Origin of the sequence: Kosakonia sp. S42 (genome assembly GCF_016624785.1) — a bacterium.
Lineage (GTDB): Bacteria > Pseudomonadota > Gammaproteobacteria > Enterobacterales > Enterobacteriaceae > Kosakonia > Kosakonia cowanii.
Genome location: NZ_JACVTW010000003.1, coordinates 336,595 through 350,000, shown reverse-complemented (window position 1 = coordinate 350,000; position 13,406 = coordinate 336,595). Strand labels below are relative to the sequence as shown.

The following is a 13,406-nucleotide window of genomic DNA, read 5'->3' as shown; positions in this document are numbered from 1 at the left end:
TCCTCTCAGACCAGCTAGGGATCGTCGCCTAGGTGAGCCGTTACCCCACCTACTAGCTAATCCCATCTGGGCACATCTGATGGCAAGAGGCCCGAAGGTCCCCCTCTTTGGTCTTGCGACATTATGCGGTATTAGCTACCGTTTCCAGTAGTTATCCCCCTCCATCAGGCAGTTTCCCAGACATTACTCACCCGTCCGCCACTCGTCAGCAAAGCAGCAAGCTGCTTCCTGTTACCGTTCGACTTGCATGTGTTAGGCCTGCCGCCAGCGTTCAATCTGAGCCATGATCAAACTCTTCAATTTAAAGTTTGATGCTCATCGAATTAAACCGTAATGAATTACGTGTTCACCCGTGAGACTTGGTATTCATTTATCGTCCGAGGACGTTAAGAATCCATGTCACCTGAGTGCCCACACAGATTGTCTGATAAATTGTTAAAGAGCAGTTGCGACGCGCTTCAGCGCTCTGTCGCGAGGTGGCGTATATTACGCTTTCCTCTTTCAGAGTCAACCCTGAATTTCAGGATTTTTTCTCTTCCGACTTAACGTCGCTGCAAGCTGTTGTTTGCTTAGCGCCGTGTCGATGGAGGCGCATTATAGGGAGCCTACGAGGAATGACAAGCGGAAAAATGCATTTTTATTTCAACCGCTCATCTTTTCAACATAACGGCTATTTTTGGTGCTTTTTGATCGCTGCAGGCAGCTCCGCAAGGCTATTTAGCACCCAATCTGCACTTTTTTCCGCCTCTGGCGTCACTGGCTTACCGGTACGCACCAGCACTTTCGTGCCGACGTTCGCTGCCGCACCTGCCTGCATATCTTCCATTTTGTCGCCCACTATATAAGAAGCGGCCATATCAATGTTCAGGAAGTCACGCGCAGAGATCAGCATGCCCGGCTGCGGCTTACGGCAATCGCACTCCTGGCGATACTCCTCTACGCTCGCTTCAGGATGATGCGGGCAATAGTAGATACCATCAAAATCGACATCGCGATCGGCAAGAGACCAGTCCATCCATTCGGTCAGCGTTTCAAATTGCGCTTCACTATATAAGCCACGCGCAATACCAGACTGATTGGTGACGAGCACCAGCGCATAGCCCATCGCTTTTAATTCACGCATGGCATCAATGACGCCATCGATAAACTCGAAGTTATCGATCTCATGAACATAGCCGTGATCGATGTTAATCGTGCCGTCACGATCGAGAAAAATAGCGGGTACTAAAGTTGCCAAAGGTTTACTCCTGATAAAGGCCGTGTTGCGCCGTAGTATCTCATGTTTCGCTACGCAGGAAAGTGCTCATCATAACAGCGCGACATTGATTTAGACGTCTGGAAGCCTTACCATCCGCTCTGTTTACGGCTATTTCCCGTAACCGGCAGAACAAAATGCCACGGCTCACTCTTATACGATAAAAATAATCTAATGATTAAACTTTCGAATATCACCAAGGTGTTCCAACAGGGAAACCGCAAAATTCAGGCGTTAAACAACGTCAGTCTGCATGTGCCTGCTGGCCAAATATATGGCGTGATTGGCGCATCCGGCGCAGGGAAAAGTACGCTGATTCGCTGCGTAAACCTGCTTGAGCGCCCATCACAAGGTAGCGTGCTGGTCGACGGTCAGGATCTGACCCAGCTCTCTGAAGCGGAATTAACCAAAGCGCGCCGCCAAATCGGCATGATCTTCCAGCACTTCAACCTGCTCGCTTCCCGCACGGTGTTCGGCAACGTGGCGCTGCCGCTGGAGCTGGATAACACCCCGCGCGAAGAGATTAACCGCCGCGTTAAAGAGCTGCTCGATCTGGTCGGCCTCGGCGATAAGCACGACAGCTACCCGACCAACCTCTCCGGCGGGCAGAAACAGCGTGTCGCCATTGCCCGTGCGTTAGCCAGCAACCCAAAAGTGCTGCTGTGCGATGAAGCCACCAGCGCCCTTGACCCGGCGACCACCCGCTCGATTCTTGAATTATTGAAAGACATTAACCGCCGCCTGGGACTGACCATTCTGTTGATCACCCATGAGATGGACGTGGTGAAGCGCATCTGCGACTGCGTGGCGGTGATCAGCAATGGCGAATTGATTGAGCAGGATACAGTCAGCGAAGTCTTTTCCCATCCGAAAACGCCGCTGGCACAGCAGTTTATTCAGTCGACGCTGCATCTGGACATCCCGGAAGACTATCTACAGCGTTTGCAGCCTGAGCCGCAGGCGGACAGCGTTCCGATGCTGCGCATGGAGTTTACCGGCCAGTCGGTCGACGCGCCGCTGCTGTCGGAAACCGCCCGTCGTTTCAATGTGAATAACAACATTATCAGCGCGCAGATGGATTACGCTGGCGGCGTGAAGTTCGGCATTATGCTGACCGAAATGCACGGCACCGCGCAGGATACGCAGGCGGCCATTGCCTGGCTGCAAGAACACCATGTAAAAGTAGAGGTACTCGGTTATGTCTGAGGCAATGATTTGGCTCTTCGCCCGCAGCATCTGGGAAACGTTGTTTATGACCTTTGCCTCCGGCCTGCTCGGTTTTGCCGTCGGTCTGCCGTTCGGGGTACTGCTTTACGTTACCCGTCCCGGCCAGATTATGCAGAACCCAGGTCTCTATCGCGTGATCTCCGCGCTGGTGAATATCTTCCGCTCCATCCCCTTCATTATTCTGCTGGTGTGGATGATCCCCTTTACCCGCGTTATCGTTGGCACATCGATTGGCCTTTACGCGGTGATCGTGCCGCTGACTGTTGGCGCAGCGCCGTTTATCGCCCGTATGGTGGAGAATGCCCTGCTTGAACTGCCGGCAGGTCTGATTGAAGCGTCTCGCGCAATGGGTGCTACGCCGATGCAGATCATCCGTAAAGTATTGCTGCCGGAAGCACTGCCGGGGCTGATCAATGCTGCAACCATTACCCTTATCACGCTGGTCGGTTACTCGGCGATGGGCGGTGCCGTGGGCGCGGGCGGTCTTGGCCAGTTAGGTATTCAGTACGGCTATGTCACCTATAACCCATTAGTAATGAACACGGTTTTAGTATTGCTTGTGGTTTTGGTTTACTTAATTCAATTCGCGGGCGATCGTATCGTCCAGGCTGTGACGCACAAATAACGTTACACAACATAACGACTCTGACAGTAAGGAATAACTGATGGCTTTTAACTTCAAGACCTTTGCCGCCGTTGGCGCGCTGATCGGCTCTCTGGCGCTGGTCGGCTGCGGCCCGGATGAAAAAGATCCGAATCACATCAAAGTCGGTGTGATTGTTGGTGCTGAGCAGCAAGTTGCGGAAGTGGCGCAGAAAGTAGCAAAAGAGAAGTATGGCCTCGATGTTGAGCTGGTCACCTTTAACGACTACGTGCTGCCGAACGAAGCACTGAGCAAAGGCGATATCGACGTTAACGCCTTCCAGCATAAACCGTATCTCGATCAGCAGATCAAAGACCGCGGCTTCAAACTGGTGCCGGTCGGCAACAGCTTTGTCTACCCTATCGCTGGCTACTCGAAAAAAATCAAAGCGATCTCTGAACTGCAGGATGGTTCTCAGGTTGCCGTTCCTAACGATCCGACCAACCTTGGCCGTGCCCTGCTGCTGCTGCAGAAAGAGGGTCTGATCAAACTGAAAGATGGCGTTGGCCTGATGCCGACGGTGCTGGACGTTACTGAAAACCCGAAAAACCTGAAGATTGTTGAGCTGGAAGCCCCGCAACTGCCGCGCTCACTGGACGATGCGCAGATTGCGCTGGCGGTGATCAACACCACTTATGCCAGCCAGATTGGCCTGACCCCGGAAAAAGACGGCATCTTTGTTGAAGACAAAAACTCCCCGTACGTAAACCTGATCGTCGCGCGTGAAGATAATAAAGACGCGGAAAACGTGAAGAAATTTGTGCAGGCGTTCCACTCTGACGAAGTCAGCGAGGCCGCCAACAAAGTCTTTAACGGCGGCGCGGTGAAAGGCTGGTAATCTCATCAGTCTGTAATATCATTCAGGGCGGGCGAAAGCCCGCCTTGTCATTTGGGCACGCCCTTGTTTCAATACGGCGTTAAGAAAATTTTTGTGAGGATACTTTTATGCGTGCTTTCCCGATCTGTCTATTAGCACTCATGCTGAGCGGCTGTTCGTTGCTAAGCAGATCACCTGTCGAACCCGTGCAGAACAGCGCAGCGGAACCCAAAGCAGAGCCGCAAAAAGCGAAAGTCGCACGCGCCGCTCCCGTTCGCATCATTACCAACGCAGAAGAGCTGGTCGGCAAGCCGTTCCGCGATCTCGGTGAAGTGACCGGCGAATCATGCCAGGCCAGCAACCAGGACTCACCGCCGAACATCCCTACCGCCCGTAAACGCCTGCAGATCAACGCCTCGAAAAAAGCCAAAGCGAATGCCGTCCTGCTGCATAACTGCGAAGTCACCAGCGGCACGCCAGGCTGCTACCGCCAGGCGCTCTGTGTCGGCTCAGCCCTGAATATCTCGGCCAAATGAGTCATTTTGCTTTCGAGCAAATCGGCGTTATTCGCTCACCCTACAAAGAGAAGTTCGCTGTCCCGCGCCAGCCTGGCCTGGTGAAACACGGCGGTGGCGAACTTCACTTGCTGGCGCCCTACAACCAGCCCGATGCGGTTCGCGGCCTGGAGGCGTTCAGCCACCTGTGGGTGCTGTTTGTTTTTCATCAGACGATGGAAGGCGGCTGGCGCCCAACGGTGCGGCCTCCGCGCCTCGGCGGCAATGCCCGCATGGGCGTGTTTGCCACCCGCTCGACGTTTCGCCCCAACCCGATCGGTATGTCGCTGGTCGAGCTGAAGGGCATCCGCTGCCATAAAGATCAGGTGATCCTGCAACTCGGTAGTCTTGACCTGGTCGATGGCACGCCGGTGGTTGATATCAAACCCTACCTCCCCTTTGCAGAAGCGTTGCCCGACGCGCAGGCAAGCTATGCGCAGCACGCCCCCGCCGCGACTGTCGCCGTAACCTTTGCACCTGAGCTTGCACCGTCGCTCGCCCTGCTGGAGAAACGCTTTCCGCACTTTGCCGCATTTGTGCAGGAGGTGCTGTCGCAGGATCCGCGCCCGGCCTACCGCAAAGAGGAGGAGCCGGGGAAAACCTATGCCGTCTGGCTGCATGATGTAAATGTCCGCTGGCGCGTTGTCGACGGCGGTTTTGAAGTGTTTGCCCTTGAACCACGCTAATTTTGAGTCCCTCTCTTTTGGCATCTCTGCCGGGCTGATAAACTAAACCACTTTTTTGTGTCGGGCCGCCTCCGGCCTGCTCCAATTGTCCAAATGGAACCGTAACAACATGCGTACTAGCCAATACTTGCTCTCTACTCTGAAAGAGACGCCTGCCGACGCCGAAGTGATCAGCCACCAGCTGATGCTGCGCGCCGGGATGATCCGCAAACTGGCCTCCGGGTTGTACACCTGGTTGCCGACCGGTCTGCGCGTCCTGAAAAAAGTCGAAAACATCGTGCGTGAAGAGATGAACAACGCCGGTGCGATTGAGGTGTCCATGCCGGTCGTGCAGCCAGCCGACCTGTGGCAAGAGAGCGGTCGCTGGGAGCAGTACGGTCCGGAACTGCTGCGTTTTGTCGATCGCGGCGAGCGCCCGTTCGTGCTCGGCCCGACCCACGAAGAGGTGATCACCGATCTAATCCGCAACGAGCTGAACTCCTACAAACAGCTGCCGCTGAACTTCTTCCAGATCCAGACCAAGTTCCGCGATGAAGTGCGCCCGCGTTTCGGCGTGATGCGCTCGCGCGAGTTCCTGATGAAAGATGCTTACTCTTTCCATACCTCTCAGGAGTCGCTGCAAGAGACCTATGACGCGATGTACGCCGCGTACAGCAAAATCTTCAGCCGCATGGACCTCGATTTCCGCGCGGTGCAGGCAGACACCGGCTCCATCGGCGGTAGCGCATCCCACGAGTTCCAGGTGCTGGCGCAGAGCGGCGAAGATGATGTGATCTTCTCTGACTCCTCCGATTTCGCAGCCAACATTGAGTTTGCCGAAGCGCTGGCACCGAAAGCGCCGCGCGCGGCTGCCACGCAGGAGATGACGCTGGTCGATACGCCAAATGCGAAGACCATCGCCGAGCTGGTTGATCAGTTCAACCTGCCGATTGAGAAGACCGTTAAAACCCTGCTGGTGAAAGCCGAAGAGGGTGCCAGCGCGCCGCTGATTGCGCTGCTGGTGCGTGGCGATCACGAGCTGAACGAAGTGAAAGCGGAAAAACTGCCGCAGGTTGCCAGCCCGCTGACCTTCGCCACCGAAGAAGAGATCCGCGCGCTGGTCAACGCCGGCCCGGGTTCGCTCGGCCCGGTTAACCTGCCGACCCCGGTAGTGATTGACCGTACCGTTGCCGCCATGAGCGACTTCTCTGCGGGCGCGAACATCGATGGCAAACACTACTTTGGCATCAACTGGGATCGCGACGTGGCAACGCCGGAAGTGGCGGATATCCGCAACGTGGTAGCAGGCGATCCAAGCCCGGATGGCAAAGGCACCCTACTGATCAAACGCGGTATCGAAGTGGGTCATATCTTCCAGCTCGGCACCAAATACTCTGAGGCGCTGAACGCCGCCGTACAGGGTGAAGATGGCCGCAACCAGATCCTGACCATGGGCTGCTACGGTATCGGCGTGACGCGCGTTGTCGCGGCTGCCATTGAGCAGAACCACGACGATCGCGGCATCATCTGGCCGGATGCAATTGCTCCGTTCCAGGTTGCCATTCTGCCGATGAATATGCACAAGTCCTACCGTGTGCAGGAGCTGGCAGAAAAACTCTATGCCGATCTGCGTGCGCAGGGTATTGAAGTGCTGATGGACGATCGTAAAGAGCGCCCGGGCGTGATGTTTGCTGATATGGAACTGATCGGTATTCCGCACACCGTGGTGATCGGCGATCGCAACCTCGACAATGACGATATCGAATACAAATATCGTCGCAGCGGCGAGAAGCAGATGATCAAAACCGGCGATGTGCTGGATTACCTGGTAAAAGCCATCAAAGGCTAAGCCAATAAAAAAGCCCCGTTAAACGGGGCTTTTTTTATGCTGTCAGAGACTACTCATCGCAGCCTTTATCCGCGCTGAATTTGCCTTTGTTATTGGTCACCAGCACTTTCTGCGCCGCACCGGTATCCGGGTTCGGCTCCAGCGCAAAATGCCCCTCCACCACCAGCAGAATCGGTTTCAGCTCCGTGCCGCGCGCCGCCGCATAATCACGCTCAAGCTGCGCGTTGCTGGCGACCGCCACCTCTTTTCCGGTCGCGCAATCGGTAAAGACCGCCGCATCCGCCATATATTTATACATGCCGCGCATCGCCATTGGCGTGGTTGGCAGTGGCGCTTCTACCGGCTGCAGGGTGTAGTTGAGCGACGATTCAATCGGGTTACCCTCCTGATCCAGCATCTCCAGCGCTTCCCCCTTCGCACGGAAATAGGTTTTGTCGCCCTGGCTATCGGTAAGGACTAATTTATCCGCCGTGCGCGCCCAGTTGCCATAGGTGCCGAATACCGATGGCGCTTTCCCGCCCTGGTAACGCTGGTTCATTACCCAACTGCCATCTTTTTGCAGAAACAGCGAGGTTTCAATACCTTCACAATCCGCGCAGGGCAACACACCGCGCCAGCTCTGCTGCATCGGTTTCAGCTCTTCGACCTGGGTCGGCTGCACCATCTCTGTCTCGTTACGGTTATTACAGCCGAAAAGGGCAAAGAGGGTACACCCTGCCGCAACGGCTAAAATCGCTCTGTTCACACTCGTTTCCTTATGCTCGTTCTCTTTCTGTTTATCCGCCGTCATGGCGACGGACTTTGCCGCGCAGAGATTTGACCGTCGACTTTTGTGATTTCGTCGATAACCGCCGCTCTTTCGAGGCGCGGGTCGGGCGCGTGGCCCGGCGGCTTTTCTGCACTACGGTTAACTCTTTAATCAACGCCACCAGGCGGGCTATCGCCGCTTCGCGATTCATCTCCTGGCTGCGATACTCCTGCGCTTTGATGACGATCCAGCCATCCTGGCTTATCAAATGGTGCGACACCTCCAGCAGGCGCGCCTTGTAATACTCTGGCAGGCTGGAGGCGCGAATGTCAAAACGCAGATGAATAGCGGTTGAGCTTTTGTTGACGTGCTGCCCGCCCGCGCCCTGCGAGCGCACGGCGGTGATATCCAGCTCATCCTCAGGCAGGGAGACGGAGCGGGAGATCTCAATCATGGTTGCTGCCAGGTTTCAAAATGGAACTCCACATTTTGCGTGGCATCAGAGAGCCAGATTGCGCCATCCTGCAGCGTCGCCTGCAGATTCATGGTGCGATCGTCGGCAAATGCGCTGAGCGCTGCCAGCTGTGCGTCATCCAGATACCAGATACTTAAATTGCTGAAGGTTGCGCAGCGCGCCTGGTTTTGCTGCCACCAGATATTCGCCGCCCGTGAGTTATAGGTAAAGAGCGCCACCTCTTTTGCTTGGTTGCACGCCTTCTTCAGCCGCTTTTCATCGGGTAGGCCAAGCTCAATCCACAGATCGATCCCGAGGTAGTCATTGCGCAGCCACGCTTCCGGCTCATCATCAGCGCTCAGCCCACGCGTAAACTGCAGCCGCTCGTCGGCATACTTTATCCAGGCCAGCAGGCGCAGCATCATGCGCTCCTGCGTTTCTGAAGGATGACGGGCCAGCGTCAGGGCGGCATCTAAAAACTGGTTCCGATCCATGTCGGCTACATTCACCGTCGCCTTATAAATTGTCGCTTTTAACGCCATTACATCCTCCTTCATAAAATGGCCGCCATTGTAGCGAAAATAAGCATAAAGCGCTGTTATCTCTTGCCGCGAGCGTTATTCATCACTCTGATAATGGTAAACAAGCTATGGTATAGTCACCTTGCTAAACAGAGGTTAACTTCGTAGGCTTAGTGTTATCTCACAGTAAAGCCGGGAGACTGGCAGGAGGTGATGTGGATAATTATTGTGAGCTAGTGCGCAAACGTTATGCGGAAATCGCCAGCGGAGATGTAGGGTATATCCCGGACGCGCTGGGGTGCGTATTGAAGGTCTTGAATGAAATGGCGTCGGATGACACCCTTTCAGAGTCGGTCAGGGATAAGGCAGCTTATGCTGCCGCGAACTTACTGGTGAGCGATTATGTCAATAAATGATGCCTATCAACCCATCAATTGTGATGATTATGACAATCTTGAACTCGCCTGCCAGCATCATCTTTTATTGAAGCTGGAAATGAAAGATGGCGAGGTACTCAGCGCCAAAGCGAACGATCTGCTGTTACGTAAAAACGTTGAGTATCTGGTGATTGACGCCGCCGGGGAGACCCGAGAACTGCGTCTGGACAGAATCGCCAGCTTCAGCCATCCCGAAATCGGCACCGTAGTGGTGAGCGAGTCCTGAACAGTGCGGGCAGCATCGCTGCCCGCTATCTTTGCCACACCAGACGCACGCCCGTCTGCCCTGCCTCTTTTATCCCTTCCTGCGTTACAAACCGATCGGCCGCCGCAATCAGCGTATCGCCATAAAAGAGCAGCGGCGTAGCATCGCGCTGCCATGGGGGAACGCCCAGCTCCTGCCAGATTTTTTTCAGCTTGCGCCCGCCGTGCCGACCCACAATGTGGATCAGGCCGGACGCCTGAAAGCGCACTGAAACCGCTTCATCGACAGCGGGTGCGCGTAACTCACCGCCGGAGAGCAACGACAAAGCTCCCAATCCCTGCGGCAAAGTGAGCGCGGCGAAAGGCGCAGGCCATGCAAGCTCGGCATCACGCGGATGCGCGGTGCGTTTCACCCACCATAAACACCCCTGATAGCGCCGCACCTCATCATCACCAACGCGCAGGCACGGAACCGCATCTTCCCGGGCGAGCGCCGCCTCTTGCCACAGGCGATCGAGCATCGCCCGCGAAGGCATCATCGACCCACGCTGCGCCAGCCAGCGGCGTAAAAGCGCCCGCCGCCGCGCATCGCTGTAAGCGGTGAGAGGTGCAATCGTCAGCGCCCCCTCTGCGGTGGTGACGGTTGATAACGACTCCGCCAGCAGTTCATCAAGTAACTGTTCCTGTTCACCGCACAGCGCGGCACTGCGCGCTGCCGCGTCGGCAAAGTGCGGCCAGCGGGCATTTAACAGAGGAAGAATTGCCTGGCGCAGGAAGTTGCGATCGAAGCGTGTGTCGGCGTTGCTCTCATCCTCGATCCAGCTGAGATGATGATCGCGCGCCCACTGCTCAAGGGACGCCCGGCTCTGGTTGAGCAACGGGCGGATCAGCTGCGTATCGCCAAACGGCAGGCTCTGCGGCATCGCAGCCAGCCCGGCAGGCCCGCTACCGCGTTTAAGCGCTAAGAGCACCGTTTCAGCTTGATCGTCAAGATGCTGCGCGGTGACAAGCACCTCACCCGGCAGCAGGGCTTCGCGAAATGCCTGATAGCGGGCGGTACGCGCCTGCGCCTCAATCCCCTTCCCTTCATCCACCAGCGCGACGCGAACGGTTGATAGCGGGATCTGCCAGCGTTCACACAGTGACTCGCAGTGCGCTGCCCAGCGATCGGCATTCGGGCTTAAACCGTGATGCACATGAATTGCGCGCAGCTGCACATCGGGGCGATCTTCACGCCAGAGCCACAGTTGATGCAGCAAAACGGTGGAGTCGAGCCCGCCGCTGAACGCCACCAGAAACTGGCGTGATTCGGTTGGCAACGAGAGAAGCAGTGGCGTGGTCATAGTGAGTGTTAACACGGGAACAATGCCCGGCACGTTACCGGGCATTCACAGAAGTGGCAAGCCTTACTGCTGGTAAAGCTCCAGCGGCAGGCCGTCGGGATCGTTAAAAAAGGTGAAGCGTTTATCGGTGCAGGGGTCGATGCGAATCTCTTCACACGCCACGCCCTGGGCAGTGAGATGGGCAACTGCCTGGTCAATATCATCGACGCTGAACGCCAGGTGGCGTAGCCCGCAGGCTTCCGGCCGGCTGGGGCGCGCGGGCGGGAACGGAAAGGAGAAAAGCTCGATAACGTACTGCCCGTTAAGCGCCAGATCGCCTTTCCATGAGTCGCGCGCTTCGCGATAGACTTCACTGAGCAGCGTAAAACCGAGGATGTCGCAGTAGAAGGCTTTGCTCTTCGCATAATCCGTCGCAATGATGGCGATATGGTGAACCTGTTTTAAACCCAGCATAATCTCTCCTTTTTTTGATGCCAGAACGTTACGCCCGCCGCGAAACGCCCGCAACCATTCAGCGCGTTTTTAGGACTCTGACGTAATAACACCCCTCTTCGTCCCGTTTTGCACCGTGAATATCCGTTTCGAATCCCGGATAGTGGCGGCCAATGGCACAGAGCATCAGCAGGAAATCGAGCACTGCCCGGCTCTGCTCGGTGATCATCTCGCCCGGCATCACCAGCGGCACGCCCGGCGGATAAGGCAGGATCATATTGGCGGAAACACGGCCGATGAGCGCTTCCAGCGCCACCGTTTCAACATCGCCACGCACCTGTCGCTGCCACGCCTGATGTGGCGTTAGTTTCATCTCCGGCAACACGTCGAAGGCCTGCAACATCAGGCGCGGCAGATCGTGCTGGCGGATCAGCTTATGGATCCCCTGCGCCAGATCCTGAATGCGCATATTGCGGTAGAAGTCGGGATCTTCTGCGTAGAGATCCGGCAGCATATTGCGCACCCGCAGGTTGAGATCGTAGGCGCGCTTAAACTCCATCAGGCCGCGCAGCAGGCCCATCGCCCGCGTTTTATCAATGCCGATACTGAAGAGAAACAGCAGGTTATAGGGCCCGGTTTTCTCCACCACTACGCCGCGCTCATCGAGGAACTTCGCCACCAGCGCTGCCGGGATCCCTTCGTCGCCCATATTGCCGACCTCATCCATACCCGGCGTCAGGATCGTTACCTTCACCGGATCGAGGAACATATGATCCTCGTCAGCTTCGCGAAAACCGTGCCAATCCGCACCGGGCGCTACCGGCCAGCACTCCGCTTCATCAATCTCTTCCGGTTGCCAGATATCAAAGAACCAGCCATCGGCCTCCTCTTTCAGCCGCTGGACCTCTTTGCGGAAGTGTAGCGCGCGCTCCACGGAGCGGTTAATCAGCCGCTTGCCGGGGTTGCCGCGCAGCATCGCCGCCGCCGTTTCGATCGAGGCAACCAGCGGGTAACTTGGCGAGGTGGTGGTATGCATCATAAAGGCTTCGTTAAAAGCATCTTCGTCATATTCACCTTTGATATGAATCAGCGACGCCTGCGAGAAGGCGGCCAACATTTTGTGCGTCGACTGAGTTTCATAGAAGACTTTTCCCGGCACACGCTCGCCGCTCATACCGCTTTTCCCGGCGTAGATCGGGTGGAAGTTGGTATAGGGAACCCAGGCGGAGTCGAAATGAATCGACGGCACATCCAGTGTCTTCTTGATCCAGTCGGTGTTGTAGAGCAGGCCATCATAGGTGGAGTTGGTGATCACCGCATGCACCGGCCAGCTTGCGCCCGGCGTGGCAACGATCTTCTGCTCAATGCTGGCTGAGGTAAATTCACGGCGCGGAATACCGCCAAGAATGCCCAGCGCGTTGCGTCCCGGTTTCAGCCACAGCGGCGTGACATCGCTCATCATCAGCAGGTGAGCCAGGGATTTGTGGCAGTTACGGTCAATAAGCAGCGTGCTGCCGGTTGGTGCGGCGTACATGCCGACAATCTTATTTGAGGTGGAGGTGCCGTTCGTCACCATATAGCTCTGCTCGGCACCAAAGGTACGAGCGATATACTCCTCCGCCTCAAGATGCGGGCCGGTGTGATCGAGCAGCGATCCGAGCTCCGTCACCGAGATCGAGACATCCGCTTTCAGCGTATTGCCGCCGAAGAAGTCATAGAAGAGACAGCCGACCGGGCTTTTCTGATAAGCGGTGCCCGCCATATGCCCTGGCGTACAGAAGGTGTACTTCCCCTCTTTAACGTAGGTAAACAGCGCCCGGGTAAAGGGCGGCGTAATGTTTTCCAGGTACTCTTTGGTGTATTGCGCGATGCGCGTCGCAATATCATCCGCCACGCTCAGCGCATATTCGAAGAACCACAGCGCCATACGCATATCCTGGGCGCTGACATCCATCGTCGAGTGAGTATTGATAAAACCGTAGAGCGGGAGGTATTCGTTAAGCTGGTTGATCTCGCAGCACAGGTCGAGGTTGTACTCGTCCCAGTCAAAGATCACGCCGCAGATGCGGGGGTTGTGTTCGATAAATTTCAGTAAGTCGGTGCTGTTTCTCGGCCAGATGATCTGAAAGCCCTGTGCCTGTAAGGCCTGTTCCAGCTCCTTAATCGGCTCATCTTTGTAGAAAACGCCATGGGGTCCCATGATGGCAATAATATTCACAACTACCTCCGTTAAAAACCTTAGCTAAGCATAGTTGAG

At 56.0% G+C, this 13,406-nt stretch carries 15 protein-coding genes and 1 rRNA gene (1 of these 16 running past the window's edge); 8 read left to right on the top strand and 8 right to left on the bottom strand.

The window, feature by feature from the left end; translation table 11 throughout:
• Positions 1–303: ribosomal RNA gene (locus IAE50_RS07225) — 16S ribosomal RNA — on the bottom strand (it extends 1,239 nt beyond the left edge of the window).
• A gap of 367 nt (positions 304–670) precedes the next feature.
• Positions 671–1,237 carry a D-glycero-beta-D-manno-heptose 1,7-bisphosphate 7-phosphatase gene (gene gmhB, locus IAE50_RS07220; protein ID WP_076768864.1) on the bottom strand — a complete coding sequence of 189 codons (567 nt, stop codon included), beginning with the start codon at positions 1,235–1,237 and terminating at the stop codon, positions 671–673.
• A gap of 192 nt (positions 1,238–1,429) precedes the next feature.
• Here gmhB and metN point away from each other — a divergent pair, with 192 nt between their 5' ends.
• The 6 genes from metN to proS all read left to right on the top strand — a co-directional run bounded on the left by metN (position 1,430) and on the right by proS (position 7,010).
• The gene (metN, locus tag IAE50_RS07215) at positions 1,430–2,461 is read left to right on the top strand and encodes a methionine ABC transporter ATP-binding protein MetN (protein ID WP_200579915.1); all 1,032 of its coding nucleotides are present in this window, start codon (positions 1,430–1,432) and stop codon (positions 2,459–2,461) included.
• Positions 2,454–3,107, top strand: a complete 654-nt coding sequence (locus IAE50_RS07210; protein ID WP_042713899.1) for a methionine ABC transporter permease MetI — start codon at positions 2,454–2,456, stop codon at positions 3,105–3,107. The genes metN and IAE50_RS07210 overlap by 8 nt, the downstream gene beginning before the upstream one ends.
• A 40-nt stretch (positions 3,108–3,147) precedes the next feature.
• Positions 3,148–3,963, top strand: a complete 816-nt coding sequence (locus tag IAE50_RS07205) for a MetQ/NlpA family lipoprotein (RefSeq protein WP_042713897.1) — start codon at positions 3,148–3,150, stop codon at positions 3,961–3,963.
• Positions 3,964–4,070: 107 nt separating this feature from the next.
• Positions 4,071–4,478 (top strand): Rcs stress response system protein RcsF, encoded by a 408-nt coding sequence (rcsF, locus tag IAE50_RS07200; protein WP_200579914.1) that lies wholly within the window; start codon positions 4,071–4,073, stop codon positions 4,476–4,478.
• Positions 4,475–5,182, top strand: a complete 708-nt coding sequence (tsaA, locus tag IAE50_RS07195) for a tRNA (N6-threonylcarbamoyladenosine(37)-N6)-methyltransferase TrmO (protein ID WP_200579913.1) — start codon at positions 4,475–4,477, stop codon at positions 5,180–5,182. Before rcsF ends, tsaA begins: the two co-directional genes overlap by 4 nt.
• A 109-nt stretch (positions 5,183–5,291) precedes the next feature.
• Complete coding sequence (gene proS / locus IAE50_RS07190) at positions 5,292–7,010, top strand: proline--tRNA ligase (RefSeq protein ID WP_200579912.1); 1,719 nt, start codon at positions 5,292–5,294, stop codon at positions 7,008–7,010.
• Between the two features lie 49 nt (positions 7,011–7,059).
• On the opposite strand, the gene nlpE is transcribed toward proS, so the two are convergent.
• The 3 genes from nlpE to IAE50_RS07175 are packed head-to-tail and all read right to left on the bottom strand — an operon-like array spanning position 7,060 to position 8,754.
• On the bottom strand, positions 7,060–7,755 hold the full coding sequence (gene nlpE / locus IAE50_RS07185) for an envelope stress response activation lipoprotein NlpE (protein WP_200579911.1): 696 nt from the start codon (positions 7,753–7,755) through the stop codon (positions 7,060–7,062).
• 31 nt (positions 7,756–7,786) lie between these two features.
• Entirely contained in the window at positions 7,787–8,212 is a 426-nt protein-coding gene (arfB, locus tag IAE50_RS07180) for an alternative ribosome rescue aminoacyl-tRNA hydrolase ArfB (protein WP_076768867.1), read from the bottom strand.
• The gene (locus IAE50_RS07175) at positions 8,209–8,754 is read right to left on the bottom strand and encodes a YaeQ family protein (RefSeq protein ID WP_076768868.1); all 546 of its coding nucleotides are present in this window, start codon (positions 8,752–8,754) and stop codon (positions 8,209–8,211) included. The genes arfB and IAE50_RS07175 overlap by 4 nt, the downstream gene beginning before the upstream one ends.
• A gap of 194 nt (positions 8,755–8,948) precedes the next feature.
• Between IAE50_RS07175 and IAE50_RS07170 the strand changes: the two genes are divergently transcribed.
• Together IAE50_RS07170 and rof are read left to right on the top strand one after the other, a co-directional pair.
• Positions 8,949–9,149 (top strand): YaeP family protein, encoded by a 201-nt coding sequence (locus IAE50_RS07170; protein WP_023480353.1) that lies wholly within the window; start codon positions 8,949–8,951, stop codon positions 9,147–9,149.
• A complete protein-coding gene (gene rof, locus IAE50_RS07165) occupies positions 9,136–9,396 on the top strand; it encodes a Rho-binding antiterminator (RefSeq protein ID WP_023480196.1) in 261 nt (86 codons plus the stop codon). Before IAE50_RS07170 ends, rof begins: the two co-directional genes overlap by 14 nt.
• Positions 9,397–9,421: 25 nt before the next feature.
• Here the strand turns inward: rof and tilS are convergent, their stop codons facing one another.
• The 3 genes from tilS to IAE50_RS07150 are packed head-to-tail and all read right to left on the bottom strand — an operon-like array spanning position 9,422 to position 13,367.
• The gene (gene tilS / locus IAE50_RS07160) at positions 9,422–10,762 is read right to left on the bottom strand and encodes a tRNA lysidine(34) synthetase TilS (RefSeq protein ID WP_375286605.1); all 1,341 of its coding nucleotides are present in this window, start codon (positions 10,760–10,762) and stop codon (positions 9,422–9,424) included.
• An 18-nt stretch (positions 10,763–10,780) separates the two neighbouring features.
• Positions 10,781–11,170: a VOC family protein gene (locus tag IAE50_RS07155; RefSeq protein ID WP_042711996.1), complete on the bottom strand. Its 390-nt coding sequence runs from the start codon at positions 11,168–11,170 to the stop codon at positions 10,781–10,783.
• A gap of 58 nt (positions 11,171–11,228) precedes the next feature.
• Positions 11,229–13,367 (bottom strand): lysine decarboxylase LdcC, encoded by a 2,139-nt coding sequence (locus IAE50_RS07150; RefSeq protein ID WP_094419398.1) that lies wholly within the window; start codon positions 13,365–13,367, stop codon positions 11,229–11,231.
• Positions 13,368–13,406 lie beyond the last annotated feature (39 nt).